The organism is Algoriphagus lutimaris (assembly GCF_017051705.1).
Classification (GTDB): domain Bacteria; phylum Bacteroidota; class Bacteroidia; order Cytophagales; family Cyclobacteriaceae; genus Algoriphagus; species Algoriphagus lutimaris.
Genome location: NZ_JAFIDJ010000001.1, coordinates 2,596,445 through 2,616,974, shown reverse-complemented (window position 1 = coordinate 2,616,974; position 20,530 = coordinate 2,596,445). Strand labels below are relative to the sequence as shown.

Sequence of the window (20,530 nt, the reverse complement as noted above, 5' to 3'; positions counted from 1 at the left end):
AGAGAAGTTAAGCCCTGCAGCGCCGATGGTACTGGGGTTACACCCGGGAGAGTAGGTCGCCGCCACATTATTCAAGCCCTTTGGATCCGTCCATAGGGCTTTTGTGTTTTCAGCCCCACAGGGAGCACAACCCATCCCTTCCCTTTTACCTAGCCAGCTATCCAGTTGGCTTTTTTTGTTGTTACTTTTCACTTCTATTTTTGTGTATTCTAATTACAAGAAGACCACAGAGATAAAACTTACTTGACCACTCTTAAAAGTGATTTCGCCTTATTTAAGGAGTATACTAATAGGAATTGATTGTGTGTGCTTTTACCAACAATTAAATTGCCCTAAATGGTGCTTAAAATGCTTCGGATGAAATAATTCCCATTCCTTATGACTCAACATTCCAAAGCGGGGATGATTCGTCAAAGCGTCAGGGTTTTTCTCAAAAAATGTATTGTATTCTTTGATTGCTTTTAATAATTGTGTTTTTGCTTCCTGTATGGAAGGATACTTTAAAGGCATCAATTCATGCTTTTTAATTCCTGGCGCTTTGATTCCTTTTGGAAATTCCATAGGAGTAAACAATAAAGCTTTTTTCCATTCCAGTTGTTGTTCACTAGGAGTAAAAGGGGGATAAGCTATCCTTCCAGAAGCCAATTTTAAGGTGATTGTCAGATGTTCTACCATATGCTGGGCTGACATCATGCCAAATACCGCTTTGCTCTCCTCATTCAATAAAGTGAGCTTTTGTTCAATTAGTGATACGTCCATTTCTTTATTTTTAATAGGGTAAAAAAAAAGCGTCTGATATAATCAAACGCATTTTTATCATTTAACGAACTCTAAATATTTTAACTTCCACACATCTCGCATCCTTCCGGATCATCTAAAGAACAGGAAATAGCATCTTGTTTTTGTGTTTTTGAATCAATTTCTACTTGCTGTACTTTTTCTGCCTTTGGTTCTAAGTTGGTCTTATCCAAAGTGAATTTAATTGCGCTAGCAGCAGCTTGAGATCTTAAGTAATACATACCGGTTTTAAGACCTTTCTTCCAAGCATAGAAATGCATAGAGGTAAGCTTTCCAAAATTCGGATCCTGAAGGAAAACATTCATACTTTGAGATTGACAGATATATGCACCTCTATCCGCGGCCATGTCAATCACCACTTTCTGAGAAATCTCCCAAACGGTTTTATAAAGATCTTTAATATTCTGGGGTACTCCAGGAAGAGATTGAACAGAACCATTGGTAGAAATCAATCTGTTTCTCATGGTATCATTCCAAAGACCCAATTGAATCAAATCTTTCATCAAGTGCTTGTTCACTACGATGAATTCTCCTGAAAGGGTTCTTCTCGTGTAAATATTGGTAGTGTACGGCTCAAAACACTCGTTATTACCTAGTATTTGAGAGGTGGAAGCAGTCGGCATTGGAGCTACCAACAAGGAATTACGCATCCCGTTTTTCTTCACTTTTTCTTTCAACGCATTCCAGTCCCAACGTTCTGATTTTGGAGTTACACCCCACATATCAAACTGCAGAATTCCTTTAGACGCTGGTGATCCTTCGTAAGTTTCATAGGTACCTTCTACGGTAGCTAGCTCCATGGAAGTTTCTACCGCCGCATAATAGATCGTTTCGAAAATGTCTTCGTTTAGACCTTTAGCCTCAGCTGACTCAAATGGCATTCTCAACATGATGAATGCATCAGCTAAACCTTGTACACCTAAACCAATTGGTCTATGTCTGAAATTGGATCGTCTAGCTTCTTCAACAGGGTAATAATTTACATCGATTACCTTATTTAAGTTTCTGGTAGCAACCTTTGTGATTTCATATAATTTCTGATGGTCAAAGAAGAGTTTTCCATCAGGCCCTGTTCTTACAAATTTTGGAAGGGCCAATGAAGCCAAATTACATACAGCTACTTCATCTGGAGCAGTATATTCTATAATTTCGGTACAAAGGTTGGAAGACTTGATGGTTCCTAGATTCTTTTGGTTTGACTTTCCATTGGCAGCATCTTTATATAGCATGTATGGAGTTCCAGTTTCAATTTGTGATTCTAGGATTTCAAACCAAAGTTCCTGAGCCTTGATTGTCTCACGGGCTCTACCTTCTTTTTCATACTTTTCGTAAAGTCTTTCGAACTCCTCTCCATGGCATTCCGATAATCCCGGAGCTTCATTTGGACAGAATAGAGACCAACTTTCATTTTGCTCTACTCGCTTCATGAACAAATCTGGAATCCAAAGCGCATAGAACAAATCTCTCGCTCTCATTTCCTCTTTACCATGGTTTCTTTTCAATTCTAAGAAATCCTTTACATCTGCATGCCAAGGCTCCAAGTAAATAGCAAAGCTACCTTTTCTCTTACCACCACCTTGATCTACGTATCGGGCAGTCATGTCAAAGTTTCTTAGCATTGGGACAATTCCATTGGAAACCCCATTGGTACCTTTGATATAGGAACCTTTTGCTCTTACATGGTGAATGGAAAGGCCAATTCCACCTGCAGACTGAGAGATTTTAGCACATTGCTTTAAGGTATCATAGATACCATCAATGCTATCATCTTTCATGGTCAACAGGAAGCAGGAAGAGAGTTGAGGCTTAGGAGTACCCGCGTTGAATAGAGTAGGGGTCGCATGCGTAAACCACTTTTCAGAAAGTAGATTATAAGTTTCTAATACAGAATCTATATCATCTTTATGAATACCTACCGCAACTCTCATCAACATATGTTGAGGTCTTTCTACCACTTTGCCATCAAGACGGATCAGATAACTTCTCTCCAAAGTTTTATATCCGAAATAATCGTATCCGAAATCTCTTTTGTAGTCAATAGCTGCATCCAGTTTTGCTGCGTTCTTTTTAATGACGCCATAAACTTCAGGATCTATTAAAGAAGCATTTTCACCAGTCTTCGGGTTAATATAAGTGTACAATCTCTTCATGGTATTAGAGAAAGACTGGCTGGTGGTTTTATGCAAATTTGAAATAGCAATCCTTGCCGCTAAAATTGCATAATCAGGGTGCTTAACCGTAAGAGATGCACAAACTTCTGCCGCAAGATTATCAAGCTCTGTAGTGGTTACACCATCGTACAAACCATCAATTACTTTTTTTGCTACCTCAATTGGCTGTATGAATTTAGGGTCTAATTCATAGCATAGATTTTCGATCCGGGTCGTGATTTTGTCAAATCTAACGGACTCTCTTCTTCCGTCTCTTTTAATAACTAACATATACTTTGGAGATTTAGGGTAGGTGGATTGATATTGTTAAAAGTCCTCACCAATGGAGAATCTTGGGGATGAATCTGGTGCTTCAGTGGATTTCATCACCCCGGCTTTTTGGTAATCTCCAACCCTTTTCTCAAAGAAATTGGTTTTACCTTGAAGGGAAATCATGTCCATAAAGTCAAATGGATTAGTACTGTTCCAAACTTTTTCACAGCCTAGTTCCATTAATAGTCTATCAGCAACAAACTCTATATATTGACACATTAAGTCCGCGTTCATACCGATTAGTCGTACAGGAAGTGCATCGGTAACAAATTCTTTTTCGATGGTAACTGCATCGATGATGATTTCTTTTACCGTCTCTTTTGGCAATTGATTTACAACATGCTCAGTGTAGAGGTGACAAGCAAAATCACAGTGTAGTCCTTCATCTCTTGAGATCAATTCATTGGAGAAAGTAAGGCCTGGCATCAAACCTCTTTTTTTCAACCAGAATATAGAACAGAAAGACCCGGAGAAGAAAATGCCTTCTACAGCGGCAAATGCAATTAGTCTTTCCTGGAAGGATCCATTGTCAATCCATCTAAGTGCCCAGTCTGCTTTTTTCTTAACACAATCTATATGTTCGATCGCATTCAAAAGTTTGTCTCTTTCAGCAGCGTCTTTGATATATGTATCTATAAGAAGGCTGTAAGTTTCAGAATGGATGTTTTCCATGGCAATTTGAAATCCATAGAAAAACTTAGCTTCAGTATATTGTACCTCAGCTACAAAGTGCTCGGCCAAATTTTCATTTACAATTCCATCGCTCGCAGCAAAGAATGCAAGTACATGAGAGATGAAATGTCTTTCACCATCATTTAGACTTTTCCAATCTACCATATCTTGGCCTAAGTCAATTTCTTCTGCTGTCCAAAAACTTGCCTCAGCTTTTTTATAGAATTGCCAGATATCGGCATGCTGAATTGGAAATAATACGAATCGGTTTTTGTTCTCTGATAAAATTGGTTCTTGCTGCATCGTTCTCTGTAAATTTGAATCCCTAATTAAGCTGTTTGGGTTTTTCATTTATTATGTAAATCTTCCTTTTGATAGGAAAAGCTGCCCTTTCAGTACAGCCCATGAACAAATATGTGAACCAAATCGGACAAATAAAACCCCTAAAGACCTACTTAAAGGTTAATATTGACCCAAAGTCAAATGTAGTTTAAAAAACAATATATCAGATAATTATGATTATTTATATAAAGTAAAAGATAAGCTATAATGGCCAAAAATGGCACTTTAAAATTTTTTGAGAAAGTTTAAAAAAGTTTTTTTTACCAAAATTCAAGCTTGTTTTTGAACGTAGGTCAAAAAATATTATTAGGAAGTACGGAAAATAATCAATTGATAATCAATCAATAGCCCCAAAGTTAGGTCGATTTTATATCAAATTGGAAAGAAAATTTAGTAGGAATTTTTTATTCAAATTAGATCAGTTTATTTTAAGCAAATCCTACTTGACAAGACGAAGGGTCAAGACTTTAGATATTTTTCAGCATTGTTTTTTTGTTCCAATCATCTTCCTTATATTTGCACTCCGATTTCGACTAAGAATTCAAAATACTCATGTACGCAATTGTAAACATCGCAGGAAAGCAGTTCAAAGTAACAAAAGATCAGTTCGTCTTCGCTCCAAAGCTTGAAGGTGTAGCTGGCGCTTCCGTGGAATTTGACCAAGTCTTGTTAGCAGAAGCTGACGGCTCTGTGTCTGTAGGAGCTCCATTATTAGAAGGAGCCAAGGTATCTGGGAAAATCCTAGATCATGTAAAAGGTGATAAAGTCATCGTCTTCAAAAAGAAGCGTCGTAAAGGCTACAAAAAGAAGAACGGTCACAGACAAGACTTCACTAAAGTTTTGATCGAAAATATTGTACTATAAGTTTTCTCTCTGAAAACATAAAAGAATAAAACCATGGCACACAAAAAAGGCGTCGGTAGTTCCAAAAACGGTAGAGAGTCACATTCCAAAAGATTGGGTGTGAAGAAATTTGGTGGTGAGCAAGTAATTGCTGGAAACATCATTATTAGACAAAGAGGTACAAAGCATCATGCTGGAGAGAATGTTGGTGTTGGTAAAGACCATACCTTGTTCGCTCTTTCTGATGGAGTTGTTACATTCAAGAAAAAATTTGATGGCAAGTCTTATGTAAGTGTACTACCTGCAGAAGCTTAAGATCAACTAATATACAGCTAAAGCCCCTTCGGAAGATGGGGCTTTTTTTATGCCTTCATTTTTTTATTCTGCCGACAGTCATTTTTTTGAATGTTGTTCCAAAGAGTTTTCCTATTTTTTCACTTGAAACCACCAAATTAATTCTTATGATTAAACTAATACGTTACGGAATACTATGTATTCTATTGGGAATAGCAGGAGTTTCTTCTGGTCAGGAAATTCCCAAAACCGAAATATACGATGCCTTGGAATGGAGGCTGGTTGGACCTCATCGAGGAGGAAGATCTGATGGGGTTACCGGAGTAGAGGGAAGTGACCATACTTATTATTTCGCATCCACTGGAGGAGGTATTTGGAAGACTGTAGACTCAGGCGCTACTTGGAAGCCTGTATCCGATGGTTTCTTTGGAGGATCCATGGGTGCCGTAGCAGTTTCTAAAAGTGATACAAGTGTGGTTTACGCAGGCGGTGGTGAAAAAACCGTACGCGGAAATGTTTCTTTTGGTTATGGAGTTTGGAAAAGTGTTGATGCAGGGAAAACCTGGGAAAGAGCAGGGTTGGATAAAAGTAGATTTATCTCTCGAATGCGAATTCATCCAGAAAATCCAGATGTAGTTTATGCTGCAGTGCTGGGAGATATTTTTAAGCCTGATGCAACTCGCGGAGTCTATAAAACTACGGATGGAGGTAAAACCTGGAACCAGGTTCTTTTCTCTTCGGATGTAGCAGGAGCTGTAGATTTGGTGATGGATCCAAATAATCCTGAAGTGCTTTTTGCGACTACTTGGGACATTAAAAGAACTCCATATAGTTTAGAAAGCGGTGGGCCAAATTCTAAAATGTTTAAATCAACTGATGGTGGTCAGACTTGGGAAGACATGACCGAGAAAGAAGGCTTTCCAGAAGGATTACTTGGAATAATGGGAGTTTCTATTTCTCCTGTCAATTCAGATAGAATCTACGCCATAATTGAAAATGAAAATGGTGGTGTTTTTGTATCCAAGGATGGAGGAGAGTCTTGGGAGAAAACTAATGAAGATCGAAACCTAAGACAAAGAGCGTGGTACTACACCAGAATTTTTGCTGATCCTCAGGACGAGGAAACAGTTTATGTATTGAACGTGAGCTACCATAAATCTACGGATGGTGGTAAGACGTTTGAAAGTGCCAATGCACCTCATGGAGATCACCATGATCTTTGGATAGATCCGGGAAATAATCAACGAATGATTATAGCGGATGATGGAGGTGCTCAAGTTACTGAAGATGGGGGAACTACCTGGTCATCTTTGATGAATCAGCCTACTGCACAGTTCTATAGAGTGACAACGGACAATAGTTTTCCATACAGAATTTATGGGGCACAGCAAGATAATTCGACTGTAAGGATTGCACATAGAAATGATGGAAGAGCTATTACAGAAGCTGATTGGGAACCTACTGCTGGCGGTGAAAGTGGTTGGATAGCACCTGATCCTTTGAACAATGATATTGTATATGGTGGGTCTTATGGTGGCTATTTGACTAGGGAGAATCATGACAATGGTACCTCTAGAACAGTCAATGTGTATCCAAATAACCCAATGGGACATGGAGCTGAAGATATGAAATACCGTTTCCAATGGAATTTCCCTATTTTCTTTTCTCCTCATAATCCTAAACTGCTCTACACTACCAGTAACCAATTCCATCGGTCTACAAATGAGGGACAAAGTTGGGAGGTTATCTCTCCAGATTTAACTAGAAACGATAAGAGTAAGTTAGGTCCATCAGGAGGACCGATTACAAAAGATAATACCTCTGTAGAGTATTATGCAACCATCTTTACGGCTGCAGAATCTCCGGTGAAAGAAGGAATACTATGGGCTGGTTCTGACGATGGGTTGGTGCATGTCACTCAAGATAATGGTGTTACCTGGCAGAATGTAACCCCTTCGGAAATGCCAGAGTGGTTACAAATCAACAGTATTGAAGCGAGTCCATATGATCCTGCTGAGGCTTATTTTGCCGCTACTGGCTATAAGAATGGTAACTATGAACCCTACCTTTATAAAACCAAGGATTATGGTAAAAGCTGGACAAAAATCACCAATGGAATTGATCCAGAACATTTCACAAGAGTTGTAAGAGCAGATCCTGTGAAAAGAGGCATGCTCTATGCAGGTACGGAAACGGGCATGTATTACTCTAAAGATGATGGAGCCTCTTGGCATTCACTCCAATTAAATCTTCCGATTGTTCCGATCACAGACTTGGCGATCAAAGAGAATAATTTGATTGCTGCTACCCAAGGTCGTTCGTTTTGGATTATTGATGATTTGACCGTTTTACATCAAGCTGAGCCAGGAATGGAAAACAGTTCCTTGACTTTATTCAAACCACAGGATTCTTACAGGATAGATGGTGTGAGTAGAAAAAGCGCAACAGCTGGAACGAACAGAGCGGGAGGCGTATTGGTTTATTACTACATTAAGGAGGAGCCAAAAGAAGAGTTGAAAATCGAATTCTTTGATGCGAATGATATTCCTTTGAGAGCCTTCTCCACGAAAGGGATCAATGGAGATACCTTGAAAGTCAAAGCAGGTAGCAATGAATTTAACTGGAACCTTCGTGTGGAAGATGCTGAAGGATTTGAAGGTTTAATTATGTGGGGTGGAAATTTGAGAGGTCCAAAAGTGGTTCCTGGCACTTATAAAGTGAAAATGACATTGGACGGGGAATCTCAAGAACAGACCTTCAAAGTGCTTGCCGATCCAAGATATGAATCCACGCAGGAGGATTTGGTAGCACAATATGACTACTTAATGGATGTCAGAGATAAACTGACTGAGACCCATCGAGTAATTAAATTGATTCGTCAATATAGAACTGAAATGGATAGTTTGGAGACGAAACCTGCCAACTTAGAATCGATCAAAGAGGAGATGGATGAAATTGAAAAGACCTTGTATCAGACTCAAAATCAAAGTCGTCAGGATCCGTTGAACTTCCCGATCAGATTGAATAACAAACTGGCTCATTTGAGTTCGGTAGTTGGAAATGGAGATTGGGCTCCGACTGACCAGTCTTATGAAGTAAAGGAGGAATTGACTGAAAAAATCAATGTTCAATTAGCTCGCTTCAAAGAATTGGAACAAAACCAGATATCCAAGATTTTCAATATTGATGAAATGAGGACCAAACTGGATATCAAAAAATAAATAAAAAAGCTCCCGAGAAATCGGGAGCTTTTTTTAAAATGGTCTATACGTTTTGATTTGTTCTATAAATTGTAAAAGACTCGCGGGTGAAATAATTAATATAAATAAGATTCCGAAAATAGCTCCATACAGGTGGGCATCATGATTGATCGCATCATTTGAATTTTTTCCCTTCATATAGGAGTAGATTAAGAAGATTCCACCTAGAATAAACCCAGGAAGACATAATATCCCAAACAAACAGATGTCTGCCAGAGGCATGATGATGATACTTGCAAATACCGTGGCTGCGGTTCCTCCGGAAGCGCCCAAGGCCCGGTAGTAGCTATTGTCTTGATTTTTTAAATAGGTAGGGATATCAGAAACGATGATTCCTATTAAATAGAAGAGAACAAAGATGATTCCACCTGTAGTGCCTCCAAATTGATAGGCAAGAAACTGTTCCACAAAAGCTCCAAAAAAATAGAAGGTGAACATGTTGAAAAGCAGGTGCATGTAATCCTTATGGATAAATCCAGAAGTAACAAATCGGTCCCATTGTTTTCTATTCTTTATTAAATAGGGGACGAACATCCATCGGTTAATAAACGCCGGTTTATTAAAACCAATCATGCTGATCGCAGTCGTGATAATAATCAGGACTACTGTGATAGATAAATTCATGCTTATTTTTCTCTGTGAATAAGATCTTCAGTGATCTGCTTGAGTTCTTCAAAGTAGGAGGAATGATTGCATTTAATGGAATCGAATAAATCAAATCCAGCTTGGAAATACCGATTCATTTCATCCTCTGCGATAGATTTAATTCCTAGTTTATGATAAATGTCTTTCACTGCCTTAACTTTCTCCTCTTTATCAAATTCCTCTAGGGATAACCAATAGGCCAATTCCTCAGCATCTTTTGCTGAAGCTGATTCCAAGGCTTTGATTAGTAAAAAAGTCTTTTTGTTGGAAATGATATCTCCTCCAACCTGTTTGCCAAATTTAGCTTGGTCGGCATACACATCTAGCAAGTCATCTTTGAGTTGAAAGCCTATCCCGATATTCACTCCGAAATCATACAATTTATTTGCTTCTGACTCATTTGCTCCACCTAGCAATGCCCCCATTTTCAAAGCACAGCCCAAAAGTACCGCTGTTTTAAGACGGATCATGTTGATGTATTCCGAGACTTTCACATTTGATATACTTTCGAAATTCATATCAAATTGCTGTCCTTCACAAACTTCCGCTGCAGTCTTATTAAACAGCTGGATAATTTCGTGTAGTAGGTTTGGAGGGGTTTCCAAGAGTAAGTCATAAGCTCTTACCAACATGACATCTCCAGAAAGTATTGCTGTATTGGCATTCCATTTTTCATGAACGGTATCCTTTCCTCTTCGTAGAGGAGCTTGGTCCATGATATCGTCATGCATCAGGGTGAAGTTATGGAAAACCTCAATGGCAGAGGCTTGTTTCAGGATAGATTCAGGATCATTTTTATACATTCCATAAGCCATCAGACTTAATAAAGGTCTAATTCTCTTTCCTCCAAGGCTTAAGATGTATTCTAAAGGTTCATAAAGCTCTTTGGGTGATTCTCCAAAACGTTGTGACTTTAAAAAAGTCTCTAATTTATCTAATAGCTCGGCCGCGTGGCTTTTTTCCATCATTGTCTGCAAATTCCAAATCTATTGTTCTACGGTCTATATCCGTGTTAACTACTCTTACCTTTACTTTGTCTCCCAGAGTGATCATTTTCTTTGTTTTGGACCCGATCAGTCTCATATTTTTCTGATCGAAATCGTAATAGTCATCATCCATGTCTTGAACACGAATCATCCCTTCACATTTTGTTTCCGAAATCTCCACAAAAACACCCCATTCGGTCACCCCGCTCACAATTCCATCATAATCTTTTTCTTCAGCAAGAGACATAAACTCTACTTGCTTGTACTTGATAGAAGCTCTTTCTGCATCCGCAGCTCTCTTTTCTCTTTCTGAAGAATGAACGCATTTTTGCTCCCATTCTTCCGCATCTGGAGATTTTCCACCCTGAAGGTAATGATCCAATAATCGGTGAACCATCATATCTGGGTATCTCCTAATCGGAGAGGTGAAATGGGTATAATGAGCAAAGGCTAACCCGAAGTGCCCTTTTGGCTCAGTAGTATATTTAGCTTTAGCCATACTTCTTATGGCTAGTTGTTCCAGTACATTTTGCTCAGGCTTACCTTGAATCTCATCCATTAATTTATTCAATGCGTTTGAGATTTTTCGCTCATTTTCAATATCGAATTCATGGCCAAACCGTTTGGCAAAACCCGAGAAGGTATCTAAGCGATCCATGTCTGGGAAATCATGGGTTCTATAAACAAAGGTATCAGTTCCTTTACCTTTTTTAAAGATAAATTCTGCTACATATTTATTCGCCAACAACATGAATTCCTCAATCAGTTTGTGAATATCTTTCCGCTCTTTGACAATCAGTCCTAAAGGGGTTCCTTTTTCATCCAGTTTGAATTTTACTTCTACTGTTTCAAAATTTACTGCGCCATGATCAAATCTTCTTTTTCGGACTTTTTTTGCCAAGTTATTTAAGAGGGTCAATTCACTATAGAAATCTCCGGATTGAGAATCGATATTTTCTTGGGCCTCTTCGTAAGCAAATCTTCGATCGGAATGAATAACTGTTCTACCTATCCAATGTTTAATGACATTGGCATCTTTATCCATTTCAAAAACACAAGAGAAGGTTAATTTATCCTCTTTGGGACGTAAGGAGCACAAGCCATTGCTTAGCCTTTCAGGAAGCATTGGAATGGTTCTGTCTACCAAATAAACAGAAGTAGCCCTGTTGTAAGCTTCTTTTTCTAAAGCAGTTTTAGGGCGAACATAATGTGTCACATCCGCGATATGTACTCCTATTTCTAAATTGCCATTAGGGAGCACTTGGTAAGATATCGCATCATCAAAATCTTTTGCATCGGCCGGGTCAATCGTAAAAGTAGGAATGTCCCTAAAATCCTTTCGTGCTTTGATTTCCTTCGCGGTGATTTTATCTGATATGGCATTTGCTTCTGCGTCCGGCTCTTGAGGGTATTCAAAAGGAAGGCCGAATTCAGCCATAATGGAATGGATTTCCACTTCGTGAAGACCTGCCTGTCCTAAAACTCTAGTAACTTTACCTGTTGGGTTTTTGTCTCCATCTCTCCATTCGGTGAGTTTGACAACTACCTTTTGATTATGTTCTGCTCCTAAAAGATCTCCTCTGTGCACAAAAATATCTTTGTGCATTTTCTTGAAATCTGGAACTACGAAAGCGAACCGTGGGGATATTTCTACTCTCCCTACAAATTCGTCACGATCTCTCTCGATGATCTCCAATATTTTACCTTCAGATTTTCCGAACTTGCCTTTTAGTGGCTTGACCATGACTCTCACTTTGTCACCATCAAGAGCCTGTTTCATGTCGGCTTCTTTGACTAGGATGTCTCCGTCATTTTGAGTAGGATCATCTGGGATTACAAAGGCAAACCTTGGGTTGACATAATCAACCGTGCCTATAATAAAGTTTGGGTCTTTGGTAGAGGAATAATAGTTCCTTGGGTTTTTTGAGACATGTCCACTCTCTAACAGTTTGGAAAGCACAGAATCTACCGCTCCTTTACTGAGGGAATCCCGTATTTCTAATTTTTTGATAATCTGTTTAGAGTTAAATTCTTCTCCATAGTTGGAGTCTAAAAATTGGACGATCCGTCTCGTTAAATTTGACGTATCGTTGCTATGGCCTCTTTTCTCATTTTTTGATTTGTTTCTGTCTGATTTTCTTCCCATATGTCGGGGTTGTTGTGTTAATCCAATGTATAAAGATTATGATGCCTTTTTGCATTAATCTTTATGATCTTTTGGTGAATCTTCTAAGTGTACCATTTCCAGCTGCATCTCATCTAATTGAGGATGCATGGCTAAATAAACGCGGGCAGTAACTTCTACGTCTTTACGACAGTACTTCTTGATTCGGTTAATATCTTTTTCCAAATGAAAAGTGGTGTTGACCTGACTGCCATCCAAGTCTTCTTTGGAAGTGGGAATGCCAAAAACTGCAGCTAAAAGTTCCAGTCGGGTGTAATGTTTGTAATCACCAAACTTCCAAAGTTCTAAAGTATCCAAATGCCTTACTTCCCAGGGCTTTTTACCTGCTATTTGTAAGGGTTCTGGCAAGGATACTCCTTGTACCAGCATTCTCCTGCAAAGGTAAGGGTAATCAAACTCCTTTCCATTATGGGCGCAGAGAATCCATTTTTTCTTCCCTAATAAGCTATTAAATGCCAAAAGAAGTTCCCTTTCGTCAGGATTTGTAAAAACTTTAGATCTAAAAATGAGCTTCTTGTCCTTTTTTTTCCATTGAAAATACCCTACCCCAATACAAATTACTTGGCCAAATTCAGCATGAATTCCGGCTTTATCAAAGTATAAGGCCCCAGGTTCTACCTTTCCATGATCATTTTGAATTAGCTTTTCTTTTTTGATCCATTCATCCCGTAACCTGGAACTCAGGTCCTCAAATTTTTCTGTGAGGGATGCTGTTTCAATATCCAGAAAAAGAATGTCTCCTAATTGATCAAAAAAGTTAGCCATAAATGTTGGAGTTATGAGTGAAGGATCCCTTCCAAGCCTAACTCAGGGATCATTTGAATGTTGGCAGGATCAAAACTGCCTGGAGTAAATATAAACTTTTTATCAAAAATCTGATCAAGGATATAATAGCTCACCCAAAATTCATTGGTCAATGAAAAGACAGCAGGATCAATTGGTTCTATCTTGGCCATTTCTTCTGGTCCTAACTCCTCAATCATATGACGTAAGGTAGAAGTCTGCCTTTTCTCCCCATCCAAAATCCCATATCCTTTGGAGGTGATCATGATGGTTTTCAATTCTATCAAATTTAGATTGAAAATATAAACACCCCATTCTACCCCAGTATCAGTTTCTTGTTTGGCAATAGCAAGTTTTACTCCTGTAACAGGATGAAAATCGATATCCTTTTTCATGTATTAATCTACTAATTCCATCTCAAATAAGTCGATGAGATGATTTTTAACTTTTTCTTTTACTTCCTGAAGATTTACCTCTTTACCTAATTCTTGGCTCAAGGAGGTTACTGCTTTGTCATCAATCCCGCATGGAATAATGTTTCCGAAATAACTTAGATCTGGGTTGATATTAAAAGCGAAACCATGCATGGTCACCCACCGGCTGGATTTCACTCCCAAAGCGCAAATTTTCCTTGGATTTTTTTGTTCTATATGGTCAATCCATACTCCAGTCAATCCTTCAATTCTTCCTGACTCAATTTGGTACTCTTTGAGAGTGAGAATGATAGCTTCCTCTAATAACCTCAAATATTTATGTATGTCAGTAAAAAAATTATCCAAGTCTAAAATGGGATATCCTACCAGCTGCCCTGGACCATGGTATGTGATATCTCCGCCTCGATTGATCTTATAATAGGTAGCTTTTTTTTCTTCAAGTCCTTTTTGATCTAACAATAAATTCTCCTCCTTGCCGCTTTTACCGAGCGTGTAGACATGGGGATGTTCTACAAAAAACACATAGTTTTCTGTAGGGACTTGTCGGTCTACTGAAGAGTTCCGGTTTTCTATTTTTTGGGCTACGGTTTTAGCAAATATTGATTCTTGAAAATCCCAGGCTTCCTGATAATCCATGAAACCCAAGTCTCGGAATTTTACCTTTTTATTAATAATTTCGTTCATCTAGTAATTTAATTGGTTTTCCTTAAAACCATTTTTGAACTTGTTTTTCAATATTTTTTCAAAATTAAGCAATTATTCAAGATGGCAGAACACAATAAATCAGGGAGGATGGCGGAGGAGCTCGCAGCTCAATGGCTCATTTCAAAAGGCTATGAATTGAAGGAGATGAATTTCAGGCATGGTTATGCTGAAATAGATTTAATCCTTACTTATCAGAAGCTGTTGGTTTTTGTGGAGGTAAAATTCCGTTCTGGCACTGGTTTTGGTTATGCTGAGGAGTTTGTAGACTACACCAAGAGGAAGTTAATCATAAAAGCTGCGGATCAGTATATACATGATAATAATTGGAAATTTGATATCCGATTTGACATTATTGGCGTTTATAGGAACAATTCAGGCGAAATAAACTTCAAGCATTTTGAAGATGCCTTTTATTGAAAACAAACCATCTATTAGTTAGAAAAATGAAAAAGTTAGTATTCACCCTTAGTATGTCATTTTTAGCTTGTGTTGCTTTTGCCCAAAATGATAAAGACAAAAAGATTATTGAAGATAGCCAAGATGCAAAAGCTGCTTTTTTAAAAGATGATCCCGATATGCAGAAATTTTTCGATAATTCATATGGCTATATAATTTTACCTAATGTAGGTAAAGGAGGACTTGGTGTCGGGGGGGCTGCTGGTAATGGGGTTGCTTTTGAACAGGGAGAAATGATCGGATATGCCAGAATGACGCAAGTGACTATTGGATTTCAAGCAGGTGGGCAGGCTTATAGTGAGGTAGTTTTTTTTGAATCACAGAAAGAGTTTGATCGATTCAAAGAAGGTAAGATTGAAATGGCTGCACAGGTTTCTGCTGTGGCTGCTGCATCTGGAGCATCTTTAAACGCAGAATACATTGATGGTGTGGCGGTATTTACCAGAGCCAAAGCAGGGCTAATGTATGAGGCTTCTGTTGGTGGACAGCAATTCAGGTATAGAGAAAAATAAGCGATTACATCTCTTTTCGATAAACCAAGTTTCCGTCCTTATCCCATTCTGCACGAATATAAGGGCGGAAATTTTTTGTATAGGGCTCATCCTGATATTGGATTTCTCGCTTTCGAATCGCTTTGGTATTTCCAGTGTCCCAATACTCTGTCCAAAGCCCCACTTTTTCTCCGTATTGATATTCCCCAGTTACGGCAACTTGCTTGTCGTCGTAGAAATAGAAATAATTTCCTTCCTCCAATCCATATTGAATCGGGATGATTTCTTCCACGGATCTTGAGCTGGATTCATAATAAGAGATTCGGGATTCTTTTGGCCAGCCTTCCGTATAATGGTTTTTGTCCTGAAGTACATTGTTAGAGTCAAAAAGCATCCAGGTTTTATGTTTAGTCCCATAATAGAACATTCCACTTTCTACAACTGTCTCATTAATGGTTCGCTCGTAAGGCCCGTGCAATAAATACCCTTTTCCTTCCTCATAGCCGGAAGTTCGAATACTTCTTTCTTGGGTATCGAACCAATACACATCGCGGATATAGGGGTCTAATCTTCTTGAGTCCTCTGTGTAGTTGAAGTACTCATAAATTTCCTGGCCGCGAATTTCTCTTTTGGCATACCCTCTTCTGGTTTTAATTCCAAACCAGATGTTTTTTCGTTCCTTTTTCTTCTTTTCCTTTTTCTCCTCTTTTTCTTTGTTTTCGTCAAATAAAAGAAGGGGCATGGTGGTAGGTAAAAGACTGGAGTTGACTACACCTGAAGAGTCCGGATCAGTATTGGAGTCATTGTTTTGAGTCCAGGCTACTTTACTAAGTAAAAGGAAGAATAGAAGAAGAAAAGAAAACTTGCTCATTATATGCAGAAAACGGAATTTCCTCCCGAGTATTTCATTTCAAAAATAACATTTCATTATCAAAAGCAGACAATTGTTTAGATTTTATAATCTTCTCTCTATTTTTGAGGGATTTTGAATAAACCACAGAAAATAATGAATTCTATTCTATCAGATCGGATTATTAATATGGAAGAATCAGCTACCCTGGCAATGGCAAAGAAAGCCAGAGAGCTGAAGTCCCAAGGCATTGATATCATTGGATTGAGCCTCGGTGAACCAGATTTTAAAACACCTAAGCACATCCAAGAAGCAGCCAAAGATGCGATCGATGAGGGAAAATATTTCTCCTATCCTCCTGTGGCGGGTTACCAGGATTTGAGAGAGGCTATCGCAAAGAAATTAAGAGAAGAGAATGAAATCTCTCAAGCGAAAGCAGAAAATATAGTAGTTTCTACAGGAGCGAAGCACTCTATTGCTAATGTCTTCATGTGTATGATCAATGAAGGAGATGAAGTAGTGATTTTTTCTCCTTATTGGGTAAGTTATGCAGAGATCATCAAATTGGCAGGTGGTATTCCAGTGTTGATTGAAGGAACTCTTGAAAATAACTTCAAAGCTACTGCTGCACAACTAGAAGCAGCGATCACTCCAAAAACCAAGGCAGTGATTTATTCTTCTCCTTGTAACCCAACTGGATCAGTATTCAGTAAAGAAGAATTAGAAGCAATTTCTGAAGTGATTTTGAAGCATGATAATATCATGGTGATCGCTGATGAAATTTATGAATTGATCAACTTTGTGGGTAGAAATTACAGTATTGCATCTTTCCCTGGAATGTTTGAAAGAACAATCACAGTGAATGGTTTCTCCAAAGGATATGCAATGACAGGCTGGAGAGTAGGTTATATCTGCGCTCCTTTGTTTATGGCAAAAGCTGTCGAAAAAATCCAAGGTCAGTTTACTTCAGGTGGCACTGGTATCGCTCAAAGAGCTGCTTTAGCGGGAATCTCTGGTGATCAGACACCTTCAAAGGAAATGGCGGAAGCTTATTTCAAAAGAAGAGAATTGGTGATGGGATTATTGAAAGAGATTCCAGGTATCAAAACACATGTGCCTGAAGGTGCATTTTATTTCTTCCCAGACGTGACCGCTTTCTTTGGTAAATCCGCTCATGGCAAAACCATCAATAATGCAGATGACCTTTGTTTGTATTTGTTAGAAGTAGCCAATGTTTCATTGGTAACAGGAGCTGCTTTCGGTGCACCATCCTGTGTGAGACTTTCTTACGCTGCCTCTGAGGAGGAGTTGAAAGAAGCCTTGGGAAGAATGAAAAAAGCCCTAGGAGAACTAGCTTAAGGTTTTGAATGTAGATAGAATAACCCTGAAGAATTTCAGGGTTATTTTTTTGCCTTGTCGGAAAGCCTTAATTTTGAACAAATCTTTTTTATGATCTACGCGATTGTCATCACCCCCGTTAAAAATTCCATTGAAACCACATTGGATACTGCAAGAGCAATTGCAGCTTCATCTGTTCCTGTAAAGCATGTGATTTTTAATGATTTCAGTACGGAAGAAACGAAATTGAAACTGAAGGAGGAACAGGCTGAATTTGGATATGAATTGATCCATATAGAAGACCTTACCGATCATCCATCTCCGAATTACAAGTTGGTTTTGCAAATGGCCCAAAAGATGGGGCTTGAAGAGAACTTACCTGTGTTGGTGATAGAATCGGATGTGGTGGTAAAACCAGATACAATAGAAAGCTTATTGGAATTTCAAGAAAGCCATCCGAAATCCGGATTGGTGGGTTCTGTGACAGTAGATGAACAAGGGGTTGTAAATTTCCCTTATTTGAAGTTCAAAGGGGTAAAAGAATCAGTTATTTCAACTCATAGAAGCCTAAGCTTTTGCTGTACTCTTTTTTCACTTCCTTTTTTGAAAGCGTTTGATTTTACTGAATTAGATGAGGCAAAAGATTGGTATGATACCTTTATTTCAAAGAAATCTATCGAGCTGGATTTTGAGAATTACGTGCTGATGGATTCTCCTGTATGGCATAGACCTCATGCGAGCAGACCTTGGAAGCAATTGAAATATACCAATCCTTTGAAGTACTACTTTTTGAAATTCTGGAAGGGCTTGGACAAGATCTGATTAAAGTTTCCCTAGGAATTTTAATAGTGTGTTGTAAGGCTTTGACCAGGTCCTTTGAAAACGTAATGGCCCATTTAATTCCCGCTCAAAGAATTCAGGGTATTTGGCATTGAGATATGCGATTCTTTTCCGTTTGGCTTCATCAGAACCGGTACGTTTTCTCAGGCTATTGACCCCTCCAGTGAGTCTATAATAAAAGCCAATGAATGGTAGTTGGACTACTTCCCCTCCATCTTTGAGCATGTTGATCCAAAACTCCCAATCTGCCCTTCCGAGATTATAATCCTCAGCATAACCTCCAATCTTTTCCCAATCTGTCCTTTTATACAGTGCGGAAACAAAAATCATATTGTCTCTTGCCAGAGCATTGATGTCAAATGGTTTCAGCTTCCAATATTTTTTGCCCTTTGGACCAAATTTCATTGCTTCACAATACACTACTTTTACTTGAGGATTGTTTTCCAAAACTTTTACTGCCTCACTGATATAATTGGTAGCAATTAGGTCATCTCCATCTAAGGGGAGAATATACTTTCCTGAGGTAGCTTTTATTCCGGTATTCCTAGCAATCTCTACTCCTTGATTTTTCTGATGGATATAGCTTACCAATTCTTGTTTCAAGGCAAGGTTTTTTGCGATTTCCTCACTGCCATCTGTTGATCCATCATTAATGATAATTATTTCTATAGGAGAATAATCTGATGCTAGGGCTGATAATACTGTCTCCTCTAAATATTCTACTTGGTTATAGCAAGGGATAATAATTGAAACTAGAGGGGATTGATGACTCATAGTGCTGGGATTGACTTTAATTAGAAAGGTTTGGGGTATAGTAAAAACAGATTATTAATTATGGGATTAATCAAAGTTAAAGCCTTTTTTTATTTGAATAAACTAAAAAAATCCAAACAATAATTTGTTTAATTAAAGGAATATGATAAATTTATAACGGTGATTAAACAACTTTTCTCTATTATTTGATTTTTTAAGACTTTGAATTCGAATAGAATTCCATTTTTCGAGCTCTATCAGTTTTCAAAAATCCGGATTACGATCCGGATTTTTTTTTGTCGAAATTAAATAGAACTTTTAGGAATAATTCATCTGAATGGCCCGATTTCCTAAATTCTTCATTTTTCTATTTTTCAGTATTGTTCCCATTTTATCTATTTCCGCTCAGGAAAAGAAATCTGGTTATGACTCCAGCTATGTAGAGCGTGCATCTAAGAAAATGTTGTTTCGCCTATATACCTCTCGAAAATATACTGACTTGGTAGTAAATGTGCCTGAGGCAGATCAAGGCTATCGATATAATCCAAATACTGGATTAAACTTGGGGTTGGGTTTCACCTATCAAGGGGTCACTATTAATGTGGCTGCTCCTTTGGGGTTCATGAACCCAAACCGATATAAGAATTGGCCAAAATACCTGGATTTACAAGCGCACGCCTATCCTAAAAATTTCATTATTGATTTTTTAGGTCAGTTTTATAAAGGATATTCTATAGACTCTGATTTCCTTCAAAATTCAACGGAACCTTATCCAAGGAAGGATATGAGGTTAATCACGGTCGGGCTAAATGTGAATTACCTGTTTTTTGGAGAGAAGTTGTCTCTTCAAGCATCTTTTACCCAAGAGGATATCCAAAAAAGATCAGCTTTTTCTCCCTTTGTAGGTTTTGAAGCTTACGGCGGATCTATTGAAGGAGATTCTCTATTGATCCCTACCACAGAACAAATAGACCCAAAATACAATTTTGGAAAATCTAGGTATTTCCAAGGAGGACCAAATGCAGGCTTAGCAGGAACCTTGGTTTTCGGAGGAGGTTTCTTTCTTACAGGAGTGGCTTCAGCAAACCTAAGTCTGGGATTCTCTGAATGGGAAAATCAAGAAAAGACAAAAAGTTGGGGGGTAGTCCCCACCTATTATTTGAGAGGGTTTTTCGGATATAATAATGACAGGTTTTCCATCAATGCAAACTATGTTTACAAACAGTCCGATTTAGTAAAAGTGGCTGATTATAATAATGCTATCAATACTGGTAACTACCGAATCAATCTCATTTATAAAATTAATACGAGTGATAAATTTGACAAAGGATTCAAAAAAATCAACCTCTTTTCCATTTTGGGATTGAATTAA

The 20,530-nt window shown here is 38.3% G+C and carries 20 protein-coding genes; 8 read left to right on the top strand and 12 right to left on the bottom strand.

The features are described from left to right. The 4 genes from JYB62_RS10800 to JYB62_RS10785 all read right to left on the bottom strand — a co-directional run. Nucleotides 1-192, bottom strand: a 192-nt coding sequence (locus JYB62_RS10800; protein WP_205645368.1) for a hypothetical protein, incomplete at its 3' end; no start/stop codon positions are given. Nucleotides 193-312: 120 nt separating this feature from the next. Next, nucleotides 313-759, bottom strand: a complete 447-nt coding sequence (locus JYB62_RS10795; protein ID WP_205645367.1) for a DUF1569 domain-containing protein — start codon at nucleotides 757-759, stop codon at nucleotides 313-315. Nucleotides 760-839: 80 nt separating this feature from the next. Then, nucleotides 840-3,239, bottom strand: coding sequence for a ribonucleoside-diphosphate reductase subunit alpha (locus JYB62_RS10790; protein ID WP_205645366.1), 2,400 nt, complete (start codon nucleotides 3,237-3,239; stop codon nucleotides 840-842). Nucleotides 3,240-3,275: 36 nt separating this feature from the next. Further along, complete coding sequence (locus JYB62_RS10785) at nucleotides 3,276-4,256, bottom strand: ribonucleoside-diphosphate reductase small subunit (RefSeq protein ID WP_074222819.1); 981 nt, start codon at nucleotides 4,254-4,256, stop codon at nucleotides 3,276-3,278. Nucleotides 4,257-4,847: 591 nt separating this feature from the next. Here JYB62_RS10785 and rplU point away from each other — a divergent pair. From rplU to JYB62_RS10770, 3 genes are all read left to right on the top strand, one after another. Continuing rightward, nucleotides 4,848-5,159 carry a 50S ribosomal protein L21 gene (rplU, locus tag JYB62_RS10780; protein WP_205645365.1) on the top strand — a complete coding sequence of 104 codons (312 nt, stop codon included), beginning with the start codon at nucleotides 4,848-4,850 and terminating at the stop codon, nucleotides 5,157-5,159. A gap of 33 nt (nucleotides 5,160-5,192) precedes the next feature. Then, complete coding sequence (rpmA, locus tag JYB62_RS10775; RefSeq protein ID WP_074222821.1) at nucleotides 5,193-5,453, top strand: 50S ribosomal protein L27; 261 nt, start codon at nucleotides 5,193-5,195, stop codon at nucleotides 5,451-5,453. 146 nt (nucleotides 5,454-5,599) lie between these two features. Further along, nucleotides 5,600-8,653, top strand: coding sequence for a WD40/YVTN/BNR-like repeat-containing protein (locus tag JYB62_RS10770; RefSeq protein ID WP_205645364.1), 3,054 nt, complete (start codon nucleotides 5,600-5,602; stop codon nucleotides 8,651-8,653). 33 nt (nucleotides 8,654-8,686) lie between these two features. Here the strand turns inward: JYB62_RS10770 and JYB62_RS10765 are convergent, their stop codons facing one another. Genes JYB62_RS10765 through lipB form a run of 6 tightly spaced genes read right to left on the bottom strand, consistent with a single transcriptional unit; the run spans nucleotide 8,687 to nucleotide 14,409 of the window. Further along, entirely contained in the window at nucleotides 8,687-9,316 is a 630-nt protein-coding gene (locus JYB62_RS10765; protein WP_205645363.1) for a rhomboid family intramembrane serine protease, read from the bottom strand. Nucleotides 9,317-9,318: 2 nt separating this feature from the next. Next, nucleotides 9,319-10,305 carry a polyprenyl synthetase family protein gene (locus JYB62_RS10760; RefSeq protein ID WP_205645362.1) on the bottom strand — a complete coding sequence of 329 codons (987 nt, stop codon included), beginning with the start codon at nucleotides 10,303-10,305 and terminating at the stop codon, nucleotides 9,319-9,321. Then, nucleotides 10,268-12,469 (bottom strand): ribonuclease R, encoded by a 2,202-nt coding sequence (rnr, locus tag JYB62_RS10755; RefSeq protein ID WP_205645361.1) that lies wholly within the window; start codon nucleotides 12,467-12,469, stop codon nucleotides 10,268-10,270. Before rnr ends, JYB62_RS10760 begins: the two co-directional genes overlap by 38 nt. 54 nt (nucleotides 12,470-12,523) lie before the next feature. Continuing rightward, nucleotides 12,524-13,273 carry a 3'-5' exonuclease gene (locus tag JYB62_RS10750; protein WP_205645360.1) on the bottom strand — a complete coding sequence of 250 codons (750 nt, stop codon included), beginning with the start codon at nucleotides 13,271-13,273 and terminating at the stop codon, nucleotides 12,524-12,526. Nucleotides 13,274-13,284: 11 nt separating this feature from the next. Continuing rightward, on the bottom strand, nucleotides 13,285-13,686 hold the full coding sequence (locus JYB62_RS10745; protein WP_205645359.1) for a hypothetical protein: 402 nt from the start codon (nucleotides 13,684-13,686) through the stop codon (nucleotides 13,285-13,287). Nucleotides 13,687-13,689: 3 nt separating this feature from the next. After that, entirely contained in the window at nucleotides 13,690-14,409 is a 720-nt protein-coding gene (lipB, locus tag JYB62_RS10740; protein ID WP_205645358.1) for a lipoyl(octanoyl) transferase LipB, read from the bottom strand. An 81-nt stretch (nucleotides 14,410-14,490) separates the two neighbouring features. Between lipB and JYB62_RS10735 the strand changes: the two genes are divergently transcribed. Continuing rightward, nucleotides 14,491-14,847, top strand: coding sequence for a YraN family protein (locus tag JYB62_RS10735; RefSeq protein ID WP_205645357.1), 357 nt, complete (start codon nucleotides 14,491-14,493; stop codon nucleotides 14,845-14,847). Nucleotides 14,848-14,873: 26 nt separating this feature from the next. Further along, nucleotides 14,874-15,398 (top strand): YSC84-related protein, encoded by a 525-nt coding sequence (locus JYB62_RS10730; protein ID WP_205645356.1) that lies wholly within the window; start codon nucleotides 14,874-14,876, stop codon nucleotides 15,396-15,398. A gap of 4 nt (nucleotides 15,399-15,402) precedes the next feature. Here JYB62_RS10730 and JYB62_RS10725 read toward each other — a convergent pair whose 3' ends face one another. Further along, nucleotides 15,403-16,248 (bottom strand): toxin-antitoxin system YwqK family antitoxin, encoded by an 846-nt coding sequence (locus tag JYB62_RS10725; protein ID WP_205645355.1) that lies wholly within the window; start codon nucleotides 16,246-16,248, stop codon nucleotides 15,403-15,405. A 135-nt stretch (nucleotides 16,249-16,383) separates the two neighbouring features. Here JYB62_RS10725 and JYB62_RS10720 point away from each other — a divergent pair, with 135 nt between their 5' ends. Beyond that, the gene (locus JYB62_RS10720; protein ID WP_205645354.1) at nucleotides 16,384-17,586 is read left to right on the top strand and encodes a pyridoxal phosphate-dependent aminotransferase; all 1,203 of its coding nucleotides are present in this window, start codon (nucleotides 16,384-16,386) and stop codon (nucleotides 17,584-17,586) included. A gap of 90 nt (nucleotides 17,587-17,676) precedes the next feature. Beyond that, a complete protein-coding gene (locus tag JYB62_RS10715) occupies nucleotides 17,677-18,387 on the top strand; it encodes a glycosyltransferase family A protein (RefSeq protein WP_205645353.1) in 711 nt (236 codons plus the stop codon). Here the strand turns inward: JYB62_RS10715 and JYB62_RS10710 are convergent, their stop codons facing one another. Then, complete coding sequence (locus tag JYB62_RS10710) at nucleotides 18,388-19,179, bottom strand: glycosyltransferase (RefSeq protein WP_205645352.1); 792 nt, start codon at nucleotides 19,177-19,179, stop codon at nucleotides 18,388-18,390. Nucleotides 19,180-19,495: 316 nt separating this feature from the next. Between JYB62_RS10710 and JYB62_RS10705 the strand changes: the two genes are divergently transcribed. After that, nucleotides 19,496-20,530, top strand: a complete 1,035-nt coding sequence (locus JYB62_RS10705) for a DUF4421 domain-containing protein (RefSeq protein WP_205645351.1) — start codon at nucleotides 19,496-19,498, stop codon at nucleotides 20,528-20,530.

Coding starts and splice junctions, on each gene's coding strand:
- JYB62_RS10795 (WP_205645367.1), bottom strand. CDS start 759: ATGGACGTATCACTAATTGAACAAAAGCTCACTTTATTGAATGAGGAG.
- JYB62_RS10790 (WP_205645366.1), bottom strand. CDS start 3,239: ATGTTAGTTATTAAAAGAGACGGAAGAAGAGAGTCCGTTAGATTTGAC.
- JYB62_RS10785 (WP_074222819.1), bottom strand. CDS start 4,256: ATGCAGCAAGAACCAATTTTATCAGAGAACAAAAACCGATTCGTATTA.
- rplU (WP_205645365.1), top strand. CDS start 4,848: ATGTACGCAATTGTAAACATCGCAGGAAAGCAGTTCAAAGTAACAAAA.
- rpmA (WP_074222821.1), top strand. CDS start 5,193: ATGGCACACAAAAAAGGCGTCGGTAGTTCCAAAAACGGTAGAGAGTCA.
- JYB62_RS10770 (WP_205645364.1), top strand. CDS start 5,600: ATGATTAAACTAATACGTTACGGAATACTATGTATTCTATTGGGAATA.
- JYB62_RS10765 (WP_205645363.1), bottom strand. CDS start 9,316: ATGAATTTATCTATCACAGTAGTCCTGATTATTATCACGACTGCGATC.
- JYB62_RS10760 (WP_205645362.1), bottom strand. CDS start 10,305: ATGATGGAAAAAAGCCACGCGGCCGAGCTATTAGATAAATTAGAGACT.
- rnr (WP_205645361.1), bottom strand. CDS start 12,469: ATGGGAAGAAAATCAGACAGAAACAAATCAAAAAATGAGAAAAGAGGC.
- JYB62_RS10750 (WP_205645360.1), bottom strand. CDS start 13,273: ATGGCTAACTTTTTTGATCAATTAGGAGACATTCTTTTTCTGGATATT.
- JYB62_RS10745 (WP_205645359.1), bottom strand. CDS start 13,686: ATGAAAAAGGATATCGATTTTCATCCTGTTACAGGAGTAAAACTTGCT.
- lipB (WP_205645358.1), bottom strand. CDS start 14,409: ATGAACGAAATTATTAATAAAAAGGTAAAATTCCGAGACTTGGGTTTC.
- JYB62_RS10735 (WP_205645357.1), top strand. CDS start 14,491: ATGGCAGAACACAATAAATCAGGGAGGATGGCGGAGGAGCTCGCAGCT.
- JYB62_RS10730 (WP_205645356.1), top strand. CDS start 14,874: ATGAAAAAGTTAGTATTCACCCTTAGTATGTCATTTTTAGCTTGTGTT.
- JYB62_RS10725 (WP_205645355.1), bottom strand. CDS start 16,248: ATGAGCAAGTTTTCTTTTCTTCTTCTATTCTTCCTTTTACTTAGTAAA.
- JYB62_RS10720 (WP_205645354.1), top strand. CDS start 16,384: ATGAATTCTATTCTATCAGATCGGATTATTAATATGGAAGAATCAGCT.
- JYB62_RS10715 (WP_205645353.1), top strand. CDS start 17,677: ATGATCTACGCGATTGTCATCACCCCCGTTAAAAATTCCATTGAAACC.
- JYB62_RS10710 (WP_205645352.1), bottom strand. CDS start 19,179: ATGAGTCATCAATCCCCTCTAGTTTCAATTATTATCCCTTGCTATAAC.
- JYB62_RS10705 (WP_205645351.1), top strand. CDS start 19,496: ATGGCCCGATTTCCTAAATTCTTCATTTTTCTATTTTTCAGTATTGTT.